The following is a 14,264-nucleotide window of genomic DNA, read 5'->3' as shown; positions in this document are numbered from 1 at the left end:
CCACGCGCTTCAGAACCACGCGTCCGCGAGGAGTTCGAAGGAGCGGATGCGGTCCGCCGGGTCGTGGGTGATGGTGGTGACGAGCAGCTCGTCGGCCGCCGTGACCCGGCGCAGCGTCTCCAACTGCGCGACCACCTGCGCGGGCGTGCCGACGAACCGGGTGTCGAGCCGGTCCCGGACCAGGGCCTGGTCCTCGTCGCTCCACGGCAGCCCCGCCGCCTCGGCCGGGGTCGGGTACGGGATGGCGCCCGTGCCCGTGCGGATGCTGCGCACCCAGTGCCGGTACGGCGAGGCCAGATGGTGCGCCTGCGCCTCGGTCGGGGCGGCCAGCACGTCGGCGGAGACGAGCACGTACGGCCGGTCGAGCACCGCCGAGGGCCGGAACGCGGCCCGGTAGGACTCGACCGCCTCCAGCACGTTGGACGGGGCCACGTGGTAGTTGGCCGCGAACGGCAGGCCCCGCTCCCCGGCCACCCGCGCGCTCTCCCCGCCGCTGGAGCCGAGGATCCACAGCTCGGTCTTGGCACCCTCGCCCGGGGTCGCGTGCAGGTCGAATCCGTCGCGGGTGAGCGTACCGGCGATCAGCGCCTGGATGTCGTCGACGATCTCGGCGAACGGCGCCGGCGTGGCCCCCGGCTGGCGCAGCAGTGCCCCGTAGGCGGCGAACCGCGGTCCGCCGGCCAACGTCGAGAAGTCGAACGGGGCCGGGATCAGCAGCCCGTCCACGACCCGGTCGGCGGTCTCGGTGACCGGCGTCGGCTTGCCGCCGGAGCGGCCCAGGCCGAGGTCGACCCGGCCCGGGTACACCGCGTCGACGAGCCCGAACCGCTCGACCACCGACAGCGGGGTCTGGTAGCCGACCTGCACGGCGCCGGAGCCGACCCGGATGCGGTCGGTCGCGGCCGCGATGAGCGCGATGAGCACGGCCGGCGCGGCGCTGGCCACGCCGGCGGCGAAGTGGTGCTCGGCGACCCAGTACCGGCTGTAGCCGGCCGTCTCGGCCCGCCGGGCGACGGCGACGCTGGCGCGCAGGGCGGCCCCGGCGTCGGAGCCGGAGCTGATCGGGGCAAGGTCCAGAATGGACAGTGGAACGCTCATGCGGGCACCACCGGGGCGGGGAACGGACGGCTGGGAATCTCGCGGCGCAGCACCGGCGTGACCTCGGACTGGAACAACTCGAGGGACGCGCGGTGCTGCTTGTCGGTGAGCCCGTCGGCGTCGGCCTGCACGTGCATCACCTCATGGCCGAGGCGGCCGTGGTACCGCAGCACCTTGTCGATGATCTGCTGCGGGCTGCCGACGAGCGTCGAACCCCGCTCGATGGCGTCCTCGAGCGACGAGAAGACCGCCGGACCGTACCGGCGGCGCGCCTCGAACACCGGCCGGTAGGCCTCGATCGCGTCCTGCGAGCGCTCGGCCACGTACAGCCCCGCGGAGCCGGCCCCGACGAGTGCGGTGGCGGGGTCGTGGCCGTGGAACGCCAGCCGCTCGCGGTAGTGGCGCGCCAGTTCCTCGTACGGCTCGACCGGGTTGGTGACGTTGGCCGAGAACAGCGGGTCGCCGTACTGCGCGGCCAGCTCCACCGACGCCTTGCTCGTCGCGCTGCCGTGCCAGATCCGGATCGGCCGCTGCAGCGGGCGGGGCAGCACCTCGGCGTCGGTCAGCGACGGGCGGAACCGGCCCGACCAGGTGACCTTGTCCTCCCGCCAGAGCCGGGTGAACAGCTCGTAGCCCTCCCGGTTGCGGTCCCACTGGTCGTCGGCGGTCACGTGGAACAGCTGGGCCTGGGCGGCGCCGTTGCCCTTGCCGACGATGAGCTCCAGCCGCCCGTCGGAGAGGTTGTCGAGGGTCGCGTAGTCCTCGTAGGCGCGGACCGGGTCGAGCAGGCTCAGCGTGGTGACGGCGGTGAACAGCCGGATGGTGCGGGTGCGGGCCGCGATGTGGCTGAGCACGACCGGCGGCGAGGAGGAGATGAACGGCCGCTCGTGCCGCTCGCCGACGCCGAAACCGTCGAAGCCGAGCTCCTCGGCGAAGACGGCGTTGTCGACCACCTCGCGCAGCCGGTCGCGCGGCGACTTCTGCCCGTCGTGGACGATGAGGGTGATCGCGAGGAATTTCATGACGCCAGCCCCAAATGCCCGCGCAGGGTCGTGGTCTCGTATTCGGTACGCAGGACGCCGCGCTCCTGCAGCAGCGGCACGACGGTGTCGACGAACTCGTCGAGGCCGCCGGGCACGATGTGCGGGACGAGGATGAAGCCGTCGGCCGCGTCCTGCTGCACGAAGTCGTCGATGGTGGCGGCGACCGTGGCGGCGGTGCCGATGAAGGTCTGCCGTCCGGTGACCTCGATGACGACCTCGCGGAGACTCAGCCGCTTCTCCTCGGCGAGGGCGCGCCACTGCCGGGCGGTGGCGACCGGGTCGGCGAACATCCCGGCCCGGCCCTTGATGATGGAGTCCTGGTCCGGGACAGGGTCGAAGGCCGGCAGCGGGCCGTCCGGGTCGTGGTCGCTCAGGTCCTTGTTCCACAGCTGCTCGGCCAGCAGGATCGCGGTCTGCGGGCTGACCTGCTGGCGGCGGATGTGGTGGGCCTTCTCGCGGGCGTCGGCCTCCGAGGTGCCGAGCACGAAGGTGCTGGCCGGAAGGATCTTCAGGTCGTCGGGCCGGCGGCCGTGGCGGGCGAGGCGGCCCTTCACGTCGGCGTAGAAGGCCTTGCCCTCCCCGAGCGTGCCGTGCCGGGAGAAGATCGCGTCGGCGTCGCGGGCGGCGAACTCGCGGCCGGCGTCGGAGTCGCCGGCCTGCAGGATGACCGGGCGGCCCTGCGGGCTGCGCGGGATCGGGAAGTGCCCGGCGATGTCAACGTGCTGTCCCTTGTGGGCGAACGCGCCCGGCTCGGCGTGCCTTGACCACACGCCGCTCGCCCGGTCGGCCACGATCTCGTCGGCGGCCCAGGTGCCGAACAGCTCGCGGACGGTCTGCAGCACCTCGGCGGCGCGGGAGTAGCGGTCGGCGCGGTCGAGGTACCCGCCGCGGCGGAAGTTCTCGCCGGTGAACGCGTCCCAGGAGGTGACCACGTTCCAGCCGGCCCGCCCGCCGGACAGGTGGTCGAACGAGGCGAGCTTGCGGGCCAGCTCGAGCGGTTCGTTGAACGTCGAGTTGAAGGTGCCGGTCAGCCCGAGGTGGCTGGTCACCGCGGCCAGCCCGGCCAGCACGGTCAGGTTGTCGGGCCGCCCGACGACGTCGAGGTCGTGGATGCGGCCCCGCTGCTCGCGCAGCCGCAGCCCCTCGGCCAGGAAGAAGAAGTCGAACCGGCCCCGCTCCGCGGTCTGCGCGAGGCGGCGGAACGACTCGAACGCGATCTGGCTGCCGGCCGCCGGGTCGCTCCACACCGTGGTGTTGTTGACGCCGGGGAAGTGCGCGGCGAGGATCACCTGCTTGCTCATGCGGCCGCCTTCGCGTAGCGGTTCTCGGGTCGGTCGAGGCCGAGGTGGCCCCGCAGGGTGTCGGCGGTGTACGCGGTGCGGAAGGCGCCCCGCGCGCGCAGGATCGGCACCAGGTCCGCGACGATCGCGTCCAGGTCGGCCGGCAGGACGCCGGGCCGCAGCCGGAACCCGTCGAGCCCCGCGGCCTGCCACGCGAGCAGAAGATCGGCGAGGCCGGCGGCGTCACCGGAGTACACCACGGCGTCGCTCTCGAAGGCGGCCAGGGCGTCCAGCCGTGCCTTGCGGCCGGGGTCGAGGAACACCACGAGGTCGGCGAAGATCAGCAGCCGGTCGGAGAGGGCGCGGACCTCCGCCACGATCGCACGGGCGTGGTCCACATCGGACGGTGTCACGTAGACGAGGTCGGCCGAGGAGGCGGCGAACTCGTAGATCGGCCGGGCGTGGGCGAGCGCGGTCACGAGCGGCTGGCCCTGCGGCGGCCGGGGTGTGATCGACGGGCCCTTGACGCTGAAGTGCTCGCCCGTGAAGTCGATGTAGTGCAGCTTGTCCCGGTCGACGAACCGTCCGGTGGCGGCGTCGCGGATGACGGCGTCGTCCTCCCAGCTGTCCCAGAGCCGCCGCACCACCTCGACGTGGTCGGCGATCTCGGCCAGGCCCTCCACAGTGGACACCCGGGCCCGCCACCCGGCGCGGCCGGTGCTCACGTGGTCCAGGGTGGCCAGCTGGGTGGAGACGTGGAACGGCTCGGTGGTGTCGGTCAGCACCGTCGGGACCAGCCCGATGTGGCTGGTCAGCGGGGCCACCCGGGTGGCGATGAGCAGCGCGTCGAGGTGCCCGCGCACGCCGCCCGGGGCCAGGCCGTGGCTGTCCTCGATGGTGACGAAGTCCAGGGTGCCGGCCTCGGCCCGGCGCACCAGCCGCACCCAGTAGTCGGCGGAGAACAGCTCCTCGGTCCGCGCGGACGGGTCGCGCCACGCCGCCGGGTGCCAGCCGGCGCCGTCCAGCGCGACGGCGAGATGCAGGGGTTCGCTCATGCCAGGGACCAATCCGGGTGGGGGTACGTGCTGAAGTCGGTCGTGTCGCGGAACGCCGGGATGCGGTAGAGGTCGCGGGCGTAGCGGTGCAGGTTCGGGTACTCGGCCAGCCGCGGGCCGAGCCGGGCCAGGTGCACCCACAGCCGGATGTCGGCCTCGGTGAGCTCGCCGCCGACGAGGTACCCGCGCCCGGCCAGCCGCTCGTCGAGGGCGGTCAGCTTGGCGGGGGTGTCGATGGTGACGTCGGTGGCCTCGATCTGCGCGCGCAGGTGCTCGGGGTAGGTCGCGACCACCCGGGTGGCCACCTTGCCGAACTTCGTGGCCAGGTCGATGCCGATGCCGGCGAAGTCGTTGCTGACCACCCGGGCCAGGTCACGGTCCCACAGCGCCGGCACGCTGACGTGCCCGTCGAAGCCCTCCTCGGTCGCCTCGTACGCGTGGCGCAGCAGGGTGAAGCCGTTGACCGGGTCGGGGCCGTAGCGCTCGCGGAACGCCCAGCCGCGCCCGTCGCGGACGTTGTCGACGTACGAGACCGTCACCACGTCCCGCAGCCCGGCCAGGGCGTGGGCGATGGTGACGCGCTGTGACCACGGGCAGAACCAGCCCGCGTAGATGTGGTACCGGCCCGGCTGGGGGTCGTCGTCGACGTGACCGGTGAACCGGTACAGCGGCCGGGGGTCGTCGGGGCGTCGGACTATGCGGTACTCGCCGTGCGCCTCGGTGTCGACCGGGCTGGCCAGACGGCTGGAGCGGGGCAGCTTGGACATGGGACCTCCGTCGTGCCGGAGTGCAATAGCCGACTAATCCTACGTGCAAGATATGGTTTTGGCGAGACCCCAGTGACATGGCCGACAGAGAGCACCGTCGAACATTGACAGTCACGCTCGGCCACTGTTGCACTGGCCGACACCACCCGGGCCGATTCGGTTTCCCCGCACCGGGATTCGCCACTCTCCGATCGAGGCATCGCTATGCGTAGATACTTGCTGTCCCTGGCCGCCGTGACCCTGCTGGCGGCCGGCTGCGGTGGGACCGCGGCCGGCGATCCCGGGGCGGCCGCCGGTGCGCCCGTCGCCGGCGGCCGCCTCACCTGGGCCGTGGAGACCGAGCCGGTCACCTTCAACCCGCACCAGTACGCCCAGGCCAAGGCCCGTCTGCTGGTCTGGAACAGCTTCGAGGCGCTGCTCACGCACGACGACAAGGGCGGCTACCTGCCCTGGCTGGCCAAGTCCTACGAGGCCTCCGCCGACGGCCGGCAGTACACCTTCAAGCTGCGCGACGACGTCACGTTCACCGACGGCGACAAGTTCGACGCCGCGGTCGTGAAGGCCAACCTCGACCAGCTGTTCGTCCCCGGCTACGCCCCCGGCGTGACCTCGACCCAGCTGAAGAACTACGCGGCGGCGAAGGTCGTCGACCCGTACACCATCGAGGTCGACCTCAAGCAGCCCGACGTGCAGATCCTGGACTTCTTCGCCTCGCCGCAGGGCGCGCAGATCTCGCCGAAGTCGCTCAAGAGCCCCGACCTCAAGGCCGGCGGCCCGGACGTGGCCGGCACCGGGCCGTTCATCCTCGACCGCTACAGCAAGGGCCAGGAGGTGCACTACAAGAAGAACCCGAACTACAACTGGGCGCCGGCGAACGCGGGTCACCAGGGCGCGGCCTACCTCGACGAGCTCACGTACCGGTTCCTCAAGGAGTCCTCGGTGCGCGTCGGCGCGCTGACCTCCGGCCAGGTCGACGTCATCGAGGGCGTCCCCGCGACCGAGCAGGGCCTGGTCAAGGCCGACCCGAACCTGCAGTTCGCGCAGCACCTCAACAGCGGCACGGCGTACAACTACTACTTCAACCAGACCCGCGCGCCGTTCGACGACATCAAGGTGCGCAAGGCCTTCCGCGACGCGGTGGACGTCGACGGCGTGCTGCAGGGCGTGTACCGCGGCACCGCCACCCGCGCCTGGAGCATCCTCAGCCCGTCCGGCCCGTACTACGACCCGTCGCTGGAGAAGACCTACGGCAACAACCCGGCGGAGGCGAACAAGCTGCTCGACGAGGCCGGCTGGGCGACGAAGGACGCCGAGGGGTTCCGGACCAAGGACGGCAGGCGGCTCACCGTGCGCATCGTGCTCTCGGCGCCGTTCGTGCGCGACAAGCGCGACATCCTGGCCCAGGCCGTGCAGGCCGCGGTGAAGCAGTCGGCCGGCATCGACCTGCAGGTCAAGGTGGTCGACCAGGGCACCGCGAACGACGCCCTGGCCAAGAACGAGTTCGAGGTCTTCGACAACTCCCGGGCCGACACCGACGCCGGCGCCGCGCTCACCCTGATCGTGCCCAAGGGCGCCCCGATCAACCGGCACGGGTTCACCAGCCCGGAGCTCGACGCGCAGGTCGCGGCGGGGGCGGCCACGGCCGACCAGGCCAAGCGCAAGGAGATCTACACCGGCATCCAGCGCGAACTGACCGACAACGCGACGCTGCTGCCGCTCTACGCCCCGGCCGACCAGCTCGCGGCCCAGAAGAAGATCGGCGGCCTCGGCTTCGAGCCGACCGCGGGCGTGCCCGGCAGCGCCTACAACGTCTGGATCGGCAAGTAGCCATGTGGCGAGCCGTACTCCGGCGCCTCGGCAGCGGGGCGGTGGTCCTCTGGGCCGCCGCCACCGCCGCCTACCTGGCGCTGCACCTGGCGCCCGGCGACACCGTCGACACGCTCGTCGGCGACGGCCCGGACACCCCGCAGATCCGCGCCCAGATCGCGGCCGACCTAGGCCTGGACCGGCCGGCGGTCGTCCAGTACGTCGACTACCTGTGGCGGCTGCTGCACGGCGACTTCGGCCGCTCGTACGTGCTGCAGCGCCCGGTCCTGGACATCATCGGCAGCCAGGTCTGGCCGACGGTGAAGTTGACCCTGGCCGCGTCGGCGTTCAGCGTCGTCATCGCGGTCGGCCTGGCCCTGGTGAGCACCGGGCGGGCCCGCTGGATCCGCGGCCTGACCTCCACCCTGGAGCTGTCGCTGGTCTCCGCGCCGGGCTTCCTCATCGGCATCCTGCTGCTGAGCGTGTTCTCGTTCCGGCTCGGCTGGTTCCCGGTCTCCGGCGACCGCGACCTGTCCGCGCTCGTCCTGCCCGCCCTCGCCCTGGCGCTGCCCATCGGCGGCCTGCTCAGCCAGGTCATCCGGGAGGGCCTCGAACGGGCCCTGGACGAGCCGTTCGCGGTGACCGCCCGGTCGCGCGGGCTGACCCGGCAGGCGCTGCTGTGGCGGCACGCGTTGCGCCACGCCCTGCTGCCCGCCGTCACCCTGGCCGGCACGCTGATCGGCTTCCTGCTCAGCGCGGCCGTCGTCGTCGAGCGGGTGTTCGGCCGGCCGGGCCTGGGCCAGGTCGCCACCGACGCGGTCAGTGCCAAGGACATCCCGGTCGTCCTGGCCGTGGTGATGCTCTCCGCCGCCATCTACGTCGCCCTGAGCACCGCGGCCGACCTGACCTATCTTGTCGTCGACCCCAGGCTGCGGCGGAGCTGAACATGGCGTTCCTGCGCTGGGCCTGGATTCCCGCCCTGCTCCTGTTGGCCGCGGCCGTACCTCACCTGTTCACCGGGGCCGACCCACTCGCCGCGAACCCGCTCGCCGCCCTGCAGCCGCCGGGCCTCGGGCACTGGTTCGGCACCGACCAGCTGGGCCGGGACGTCTTCACCCGCACCGTGTACGGCGCGCGGTACTCCCTGGCCATCGGCGCCACCGCGACGCTGCTGTCGGTCGTGGCCGGCGGGCTCGCCGGGTTGCTCGCCGGGCTCGCCCCGCAGCGGGTCGACGAGATCCTCAGCCGCGGCCTCGACGTGCTGTCGGCCTTCCCGGAGGTGCTGCTGGCGCTGCTGTTCATCGCGTTCACCGAACCCGGCACGCCCAGCCTGGTGCTGGCCATCGCGCTCGCGTTCGCGCCCCGCTACGGCCGGATCGTGCGGGCCCAGACGCTGCTCGTGCGGCGTTCCGGATACGTCGAGCAGGCGGTGACGTTCGGGATTTCGCGGGTACGGCTGGCGGCCCGGCACATCCTGCCCAACGTCCTCGGGCCGCTGCCGATCCTGGCCACCATCGGCCTCGGCACGGCGATCGTGAACGCCTCGGCGCTGTCGTTCCTCGGCATGGGACCGCAGCCGCCGACCCCGGAGTGGGGCGCGATGCTCTCGGAGAGCCGCAACTACCTGCGGGTGGCCTGGTGGTCGGCGATCCTGCCGGGCGCCACGCTGACCCTCACCGTCATCTCGCTCACCGCCCTCGGCCGGCGGCTGCAGCGCTGGTTCGAAGGCAGGCACTGACATGGCGCCGCTCGTCGAGGTCGAGGACCTCCGCGTCACCTTCCCCGGGCCGGTGCACGCCGTGCGCGGGATCAGCTTCACCGTCGAGCCGGGCGAGTGCGTCGCCCTCGTCGGCGAGAGCGGCTCGGGCAAGAGCGTGACCGCCCGCACCCTGGTCGGCCTGGCCGGGCCCACCGCCGACGTGCGGGCCGGCGCGCTGCGCCTCGGCGGGCGCGACACGACCGGGTTCACCGACCGGGACTGGCGGCGGCTGCGCGGCCGCATCGCCGGGCTGGTGCTGCAGGACGCCCTGGTCTCGCTCGACCCGCTCAACACGGTCGGGCAGGAGATCGGCGAGGTGCTGCGGGTGCACGGCATCGGCACCGCCCGCGAGCGCCCCGGGCGGGTCACGGCGCTGCTCGACGCGGTGCACGTGCCCGATCCGGCCGAGCGGGCGCGGCAGTACCCGCACCAGCTCTCCGGCGGCCTGCGCCAGCGCGCGCTCATCGCCTCGGCCATCGCCGCCGACCCGCCGCTGCTCATCGCCGACGAGCCGACGACGGCGCTCGACGTGACGGTACAAGAGCAGCTGTTGCGGCTTTTGGAAGAACGCCGGGCGGGCGGGTCGGCGCTGCTGCTGGTGAGTCACGACCTGGCCGTCGTGTCCTCCCTCGCCGACCGGGTGCTGGTCATGCACGACGGGGTGATCGTCGAGCAGGGTCCGACCGGGCAGGTGCTGCGGGAGCCGCGGCACGAGTACACCCGGCTGCTGCTGGCCGCGGTGCCCACCGCCGCCTCCCGGGGCCTGCGGCTGAGCAGCACCGGACGGGAGCCGCTGCCGGCGCGCCACCCGGAGCCGGAGCGGATCGTGCTGCGGGCCGAGGGGCTGCACAAGCACTACGGCGCCCGGCACGTCGTCGACGACGTGAGCTTCACCCTCGGCCGCGGCGAGACCCTCGGCATCGTCGGCGAGTCCGGCTCCGGCAAGACCACCGTCGCCCGCATCGCGCTCGGCCTGGTCGAGCCCGAGGCCGGCACCGTCAACCTCGGCGACGTGCGCTGGAGCGGGGTCCGCGAGCGGCACCGGCGGCCGCTGCGCCCGCGGGTCCAGGTCATCGCGCAGGACCCGCTGAGCTCCTTCGACCCGCGGTACACCGTGGAGCGACTCGTCGCCGAACCGCTGCCGCTGCGCGGGAACGAGCGCCGGGACCGGGTCGTGGAACTGCTGGAGCGCGTCGGCCTCGGCCCCGCCCACCTGCGCCGGCACCCGCGCGAGCTGTCCGGCGGGCAGCGGCAGCGGGTGGCGATCGCCCGCGCCGTCGGTCCCCGCCCGGACGTGCTGGTCTGCGACGAGCCGGTCTCCGCCCTCGACGTGTCCATCCAGGCCCAGGTCCTCGACCTGCTCGCCGACCTGCAGGCGGCCGACGGCACGGCGCTGCTGTTCATCTCCCACGACCTCGGCGTCGTGCACCATCTCGCCGACCGCGTCCTGGTCCTGCACGACGGCCGCATCGTCGAGCAGGGCCCCGTCGGCGACGTCTTCCACCGTCCCGCCCACGACTACACCCGGGCCCTGCTGGCCTCGGTGCCGACCCTGGAACCAGAGGTTGCCCGGTGACGAAGCATCCGCTCGACAATCCCGCCTGGCACGCGTTGCACGGGCCGCACAAGCGCTTCGCCGAGGGTGTCGGCAACGCGGTGCGCTACCAGGTCGACGTGGCCCCGTTCCTGACCGTCCACCCCGACGCCGGGCCGGAGGTCTGGCCGGACGTGGCCGCGCTGGCCGGGCCGGGCGCCGTCATCGCGGTCACCGGCGACGGGCCGCCGCCCCCGTCGCACTGGGCGGTGGTCGAGGACGCCGGCGGCGTGCAGCTGGTCGACGCCGGGGTCGAGGCCCGCCCGGAGCCGGAGGCGGTCGTGCTCACCGCCGACGACGTACCGGAGATCCTGGACCTGATCGGGCGGACCAGGCCGGGGCCGTACCGGCAGCGGACCATCGAGCTCGGCACGTATCTGGGCATCCGGCGCGACGGGCGGCTGGTCGCGATGGCCGGGGAACGGCTGCACCTGGACGGGTGGACGGAGATCTCGGCCGTGTGCACCGACCCGGGGTTCCGCGGCCAGGGCCTGGCCACCCGGCTCGTGCGCGCGGTCGCCCACGGCATCCGGGAGCGCGGCGAACAGCCGTTGCTGCACGCGGCGGCTACGAACGTCAATGCGATCCGGTTGTACGAGTCGATCGGCTTCGTCCTGCGCCGGACCACCGCGTTCCGGGTCGTCACGGTGGGGGCGCTGTGACCGGGCTGCTGTTCGCCGCCGAGGTCGACGCGCCGGACCTCGCGACCCTGGAGCTTCGGGTGCGGGCGGCCGAAGAGGCGGGATACGCCTTCGTGACGCTGCCCGACGATCCGCTGCGCGGCGGGGTGGAGGCCGGCGTCCTCGCCGCGTTCCTGGCCCGGCGCACCGCGCGCATCGGCCTCGCCCCGACGCTGCACACCAGCACGACCGAGCCGTTCCACCTCGCCACGCAGCTGGCCAGCCTCGACCACGCGTCGCTGGGCCGGGCCGGCTGGGTCGTCGGGGCCACCACCGACCCGGCCGCCCTCGCCACCGTCGGGCGTTCCGGCGTCGACCCGGCCGAGGTCGCCGACGTCGTCGAGGTCGCGCGCGGGCTGTGGGACTCGTGGGAGGACGACGCGGTCATCAAGGACGTGGCCACCGGCCGGTTCCTCGACCCGGCGCGCGTGCACCACGTGCACTTCGAGAGTCCCCGGTTCTCGGTGGTCGGGCCGCTCATCACGCCCCGCCCGCCGCAGGGCCAGGTCGTGGTCATCGGCCCGGCCGCGCTCGGGATCACCGATCGGCTCGACGTCGTGCTGGCCGACCCCGCCCAGGGCCGGCCGGCGGGCGCACCGCTGGTGTTCGCGTCGGTGCGCGACGTGCGGGCCGTGCCGCCCGGCTTCGACGGCGTGCACCTGCTCGGCGCCGGCGACGACCTGCCGCCCGTCCAGCGCCGCGCGGCCGGGCCGACCCTGCGGGAGACGCTCGGCCTGCCCCGCCCCGAGAACCGTTTCGCGCTCGCCCGGAGGACCGCATGAGCCGGCAGTTGCATCTGGGTGTGTTCTTCACCGGCGTCGGGCCGAACCTGCTGTGGACCCGGCCCGACTTCGCCGACCACACCCACATCGACACGTTCGTCCACGTCGCCAGGACCCTCGAACGCGGGCTGTTCGACGCGTTCTTCCTCGGCGAGGGGCTGCGGGTGCGGGAGAACCGCGGCACCGTCTACGACCTCGACGTCGCCGGCCGCCCCGACGCCATCACGCAGCTGGCCGCCCTGGCCGCCGAGACGACCCACATCGGCCTCGTCGCGACCCAGAACACCACGTACAACTACCCGGCCGACCTGGCCCGCCGGCTCGCGAGCCTCGATGCGGTCTCCGGCGGCCGGGCCGGCTGGAACATCGTCACCACCGACAACGCCTGGACCGGCGAGAACTTCCGGCACGGCGGGTGGCTGCCGCACGAGCGTCGCTACGAGCGGGCCACCGCGTTCGTCGAGACCGCCAAGGCCCTGTGGCGCGGCGAGCGGGTCACGGCGGCGACCGACCTGCTGACCCTGGACGCGACCGGGGCGATTCCCGCGCGCCCGGTGCTGTTCCAGGCCGGCGACTCCCCCGGCGGCCGCGAGCTCGCCGCCCGCCACGCCGACGTGGTGTTCTCGGCCAACACGAGTTACGTGAAGGCGGCCGCATACGCGGCCGATCTGCGCGGCCGCCTCGCCGCGCACGGCCGGGCCGCGGACGCGGTGCGCATCCTGCCCGGCGCCTCCGTGGTGCTCGGCGACACCGAGTCAGAGGCGCGGGAGAAGGCCCGCTGGATCAAGCAGGAGCAGACGACCGGGCCGCGGGCGATCGCATACCTGGAGCAGTTCTGGGGCAAGGATCTCTCCGGCTACGACCCGGACGGGCCGCTGCCGGACATCGACCCGACCGAGCATGAGCTGGACCCGTCCCGCGGCACGCTGCCGGTCGAGTTCCGCACCGGCAAGCTGGCCCGCATCGCGTCCTGGCGCGAGCTGGCGGCCGCCCGGAACCTCTCGATCCGGCAGCTCGTCATCGAGGTCAGCCCCGGCCACGACAGCTTCGTCGGCACGCCGGGCCAGGTCGCCGAGGAGTGGGGCCGCTACCTGCACGACGGCGTGGTCGACGGCTTCAACCTGCTGCTCCAGCAGCTGCCGGGCACCGTCGAGGACGTGGTCGACCGGCTGGTCCCGGAGCTGCAGTCGCGCGGCCTGTACCGCACCGCCTACACCGCGTCCACGCTCCGAGGCCACCTATCCCTATCGGATTAGTAGGACTTAGGTTAGACTCACCATGACCGGTACACCCGCGGAAGGCAGGGCCGAACCGATGACCGCTCCCGCATTGCTCTCCCCCACCGACCTGCGCCGCGTCTTCGGGGCGTTCCCGACCGGCGTGACGGCGATCGCCGCCGTCGTCGACGGCGTCCCGGCCGGCCTCGCCGCCAGCTCGTTCACGTCGGTGTCGCTGGACCCGCCGCTGGCCTCGGTGTGCATCGCGCGGACGTCGAGCACCTGGCCGATCCTGCGCCGCGCCGGCCGGCTCGGCGTCAGCGTGCTCGCCGCCGACCAGGAGCGGCTCGGCCGGCAGCTGGCCCAGCGCGGCGGCGACCGGTTCGCCGGGGCGACCTGGCGGGCCAGCCGCGACGGGGAGATCCTGCTCGACGGGGCGTGCGCCTGGCTGGACTGCAGCATCGAGCAGGAGGTGCCGGCCGGCGACCACGTGATCGTGCTCCTGCGCATCCACGACCTCGACGCCGATCCCGATGCCGCGCCGCTGGTCTTCCACCGCAGCACATTCGGCCGTTTGCGCAGCTCCGTGTCGGGTACGCCCTCTTGAGTAGGTCCGTACCCGCCAAGGAGAGTCGATGTCGACTGACGCCATTGTGCTGCTCAAGGAAGATCACAAGACCGTCAAGGGGCTATTCAAGCAGTTCCAGGCGGCCGAGGACGGCCCGGCGGCCGCCAAGGCGAAGATCGTCGAGCAGATCCTGCGTGAGCTGACCGTGCACACGTACATCGAGAACGAGGTCATGTACCCCGAGGTGCGCAAGCTCCTGCCCGACCTCGAGGACGACGTGCTCGAGTCGTACGAGGAGCACCACGTCGCCGACGTGCTGTGCCTGGAGCTCTCCACGATGGACGCCGACGACGAGCACTTCGACGCCAAGGTCACCGTGCTCATCGAGAACGTGACGCACCACATCGAGGAAGAGGAGCAGGAGTGGTTCCCGAAGGTCCGCGAGGGCCTGGGCCGCAACCAGCTCCAGGAGATCGGCGCCCGGATGCTGGAGCTCAAGCCGAACGCGCCGACGAAGCCCACCCAGCCCGCCGCGCTGAAGAAGGCGCTCGACGCCATCCGCGCGTAACGGTTTTTTCCGCAGGGCCGGTCCGGTTTTCCGGGCCGGCCTTGTTT

14 protein-coding genes are annotated in these 14,264 nt (G+C 72.9%); 9 read left to right on the top strand and 5 right to left on the bottom strand.

The genetic code is table 11. From position 1 onward, the window contains the following. Nucleotides 1–9 precede the first annotated feature (9 nt). Genes ACQP00_RS25705 through ACQP00_RS25685 form a run of 5 tightly spaced genes read right to left on the bottom strand, consistent with a single transcriptional unit; the run spans nt 10 to nt 5,243 of the window. Nucleotides 10–1,098, bottom strand: a complete 1,089-nt coding sequence (locus tag ACQP00_RS25705; RefSeq protein WP_433223275.1) for an LLM class flavin-dependent oxidoreductase — start codon at nt 1,096–1,098, stop codon at nt 10–12. After that, complete coding sequence (locus ACQP00_RS25700; protein ID WP_433223273.1) at nt 1,095–2,120, bottom strand: LLM class flavin-dependent oxidoreductase; 1,026 nt, start codon at nt 2,118–2,120, stop codon at nt 1,095–1,097. Before ACQP00_RS25700 ends, ACQP00_RS25705 begins: the two co-directional genes overlap by 4 nt. Then, the gene (locus ACQP00_RS25695; protein ID WP_433223271.1) at nt 2,117–3,442 is read right to left on the bottom strand and encodes an NtaA/DmoA family FMN-dependent monooxygenase; all 1,326 of its coding nucleotides are present in this window, start codon (nt 3,440–3,442) and stop codon (nt 2,117–2,119) included. Before ACQP00_RS25695 ends, ACQP00_RS25700 begins: the two co-directional genes overlap by 4 nt. Then, nucleotides 3,439–4,476, bottom strand: a complete 1,038-nt coding sequence (locus tag ACQP00_RS25690; RefSeq protein ID WP_433223269.1) for an LLM class flavin-dependent oxidoreductase — start codon at nt 4,474–4,476, stop codon at nt 3,439–3,441. The genes ACQP00_RS25695 and ACQP00_RS25690 overlap by 4 nt, the downstream gene beginning before the upstream one ends. Continuing rightward, on the bottom strand, nt 4,473–5,243 hold the full coding sequence (locus ACQP00_RS25685; protein WP_433223267.1) for a glutathione S-transferase C-terminal domain-containing protein: 771 nt from the start codon (nt 5,241–5,243) through the stop codon (nt 4,473–4,475). Before ACQP00_RS25685 ends, ACQP00_RS25690 begins: the two co-directional genes overlap by 4 nt. 204 nt (nt 5,244–5,447) lie before the next feature. Between ACQP00_RS25685 and ACQP00_RS25680 the strand changes: the two genes are divergently transcribed. Genes ACQP00_RS25680 through ACQP00_RS25640 form a run of 9 tightly spaced genes read left to right on the top strand, consistent with a single transcriptional unit; the run spans nt 5,448 to nt 14,217 of the window. Further along, nucleotides 5,448–7,070: an ABC transporter substrate-binding protein gene (locus ACQP00_RS25680; protein WP_433223265.1), complete on the top strand. Its 1,623-nt coding sequence runs from the start codon at nt 5,448–5,450 to the stop codon at nt 7,068–7,070. A gap of 2 nt (nt 7,071–7,072) precedes the next feature. Continuing rightward, nucleotides 7,073–7,993, top strand: coding sequence for an ABC transporter permease (locus tag ACQP00_RS25675; protein WP_433223264.1), 921 nt, complete (start codon nt 7,073–7,075; stop codon nt 7,991–7,993). Nucleotides 7,994–7,995: 2 nt separating this feature from the next. Continuing rightward, on the top strand, nt 7,996–8,787 hold the full coding sequence (locus ACQP00_RS25670; protein ID WP_433223262.1) for an ABC transporter permease: 792 nt from the start codon (nt 7,996–7,998) through the stop codon (nt 8,785–8,787). 1 nt (nt 8,788) lies between these two features. Then, on the top strand, nt 8,789–10,384 hold the full coding sequence (locus ACQP00_RS25665; RefSeq protein ID WP_433223260.1) for a dipeptide ABC transporter ATP-binding protein: 1,596 nt from the start codon (nt 8,789–8,791) through the stop codon (nt 10,382–10,384). Then, complete coding sequence (locus tag ACQP00_RS25660; RefSeq protein ID WP_433223258.1) at nt 10,381–11,064, top strand: GNAT family N-acetyltransferase; 684 nt, start codon at nt 10,381–10,383, stop codon at nt 11,062–11,064. Before ACQP00_RS25665 ends, ACQP00_RS25660 begins: the two co-directional genes overlap by 4 nt. Beyond that, the gene (locus ACQP00_RS25655) at nt 11,061–11,864 is read left to right on the top strand and encodes an LLM class flavin-dependent oxidoreductase (protein WP_433223256.1); all 804 of its coding nucleotides are present in this window, start codon (nt 11,061–11,063) and stop codon (nt 11,862–11,864) included. Before ACQP00_RS25660 ends, ACQP00_RS25655 begins: the two co-directional genes overlap by 4 nt. After that, entirely contained in the window at nt 11,861–13,120 is a 1,260-nt protein-coding gene (locus ACQP00_RS25650; RefSeq protein WP_433223254.1) for an LLM class flavin-dependent oxidoreductase, read from the top strand. Before ACQP00_RS25655 ends, ACQP00_RS25650 begins: the two co-directional genes overlap by 4 nt. Nucleotides 13,121–13,178: 58 nt before the next feature. After that, nucleotides 13,179–13,688 carry a flavin reductase family protein gene (locus tag ACQP00_RS25645; protein ID WP_433223252.1) on the top strand — a complete coding sequence of 170 codons (510 nt, stop codon included), beginning with the start codon at nt 13,179–13,181 and terminating at the stop codon, nt 13,686–13,688. Nucleotides 13,689–13,716: 28 nt separating this feature from the next. Beyond that, complete coding sequence (locus ACQP00_RS25640) at nt 13,717–14,217, top strand: hemerythrin domain-containing protein (protein ID WP_433223250.1); 501 nt, start codon at nt 13,717–13,719, stop codon at nt 14,215–14,217. The last annotated feature ends 47 nt before the right edge of the window (nt 14,218–14,264 follow it).

The organism is Dactylosporangium sp. CS-047395, assembly GCF_050942185.1.
Lineage (GTDB): Bacteria > Actinomycetota > Actinomycetes > Mycobacteriales > Micromonosporaceae > Dactylosporangium.
This window is presented reverse-complemented; position numbering and strand designations above follow the sequence as displayed.

Excerpts from the sequence above, each read along its gene's own strand:
- ACQP00_RS25705 (WP_433223275.1), bottom strand. The coding sequence starts at position 1,098 with ATGAGCGTTCCACTGTCCATTCTGGACCTTGCCCCGATCAGCTCCGGC.
- ACQP00_RS25700 (WP_433223273.1), bottom strand. The coding sequence starts at position 2,120 with ATGAAATTCCTCGCGATCACCCTCATCGTCCACGACGGGCAGAAGTCG.
- ACQP00_RS25695 (WP_433223271.1), bottom strand. The coding sequence starts at position 3,442 with ATGAGCAAGCAGGTGATCCTCGCCGCGCACTTCCCCGGCGTCAACAAC.
- ACQP00_RS25690 (WP_433223269.1), bottom strand. The coding sequence starts at position 4,476 with ATGAGCGAACCCCTGCATCTCGCCGTCGCGCTGGACGGCGCCGGCTGG.
- ACQP00_RS25685 (WP_433223267.1), bottom strand. The coding sequence starts at position 5,243 with ATGTCCAAGCTGCCCCGCTCCAGCCGTCTGGCCAGCCCGGTCGACACC.
- ACQP00_RS25680 (WP_433223265.1), top strand. The coding sequence starts at position 5,448 with ATGCGTAGATACTTGCTGTCCCTGGCCGCCGTGACCCTGCTGGCGGCC.
- ACQP00_RS25675 (WP_433223264.1), top strand. The coding sequence starts at position 7,073 with ATGTGGCGAGCCGTACTCCGGCGCCTCGGCAGCGGGGCGGTGGTCCTC.
- ACQP00_RS25670 (WP_433223262.1), top strand. The coding sequence starts at position 7,996 with ATGGCGTTCCTGCGCTGGGCCTGGATTCCCGCCCTGCTCCTGTTGGCC.
- ACQP00_RS25665 (WP_433223260.1), top strand. The coding sequence starts at position 8,789 with ATGGCGCCGCTCGTCGAGGTCGAGGACCTCCGCGTCACCTTCCCCGGG.
- ACQP00_RS25650 (WP_433223254.1), top strand. The coding sequence starts at position 11,861 with ATGAGCCGGCAGTTGCATCTGGGTGTGTTCTTCACCGGCGTCGGGCCG.
- ACQP00_RS25645 (WP_433223252.1), top strand. The coding sequence starts at position 13,179 with ATGACCGCTCCCGCATTGCTCTCCCCCACCGACCTGCGCCGCGTCTTC.
- ACQP00_RS25640 (WP_433223250.1), top strand. The coding sequence starts at position 13,717 with ATGTCGACTGACGCCATTGTGCTGCTCAAGGAAGATCACAAGACCGTC.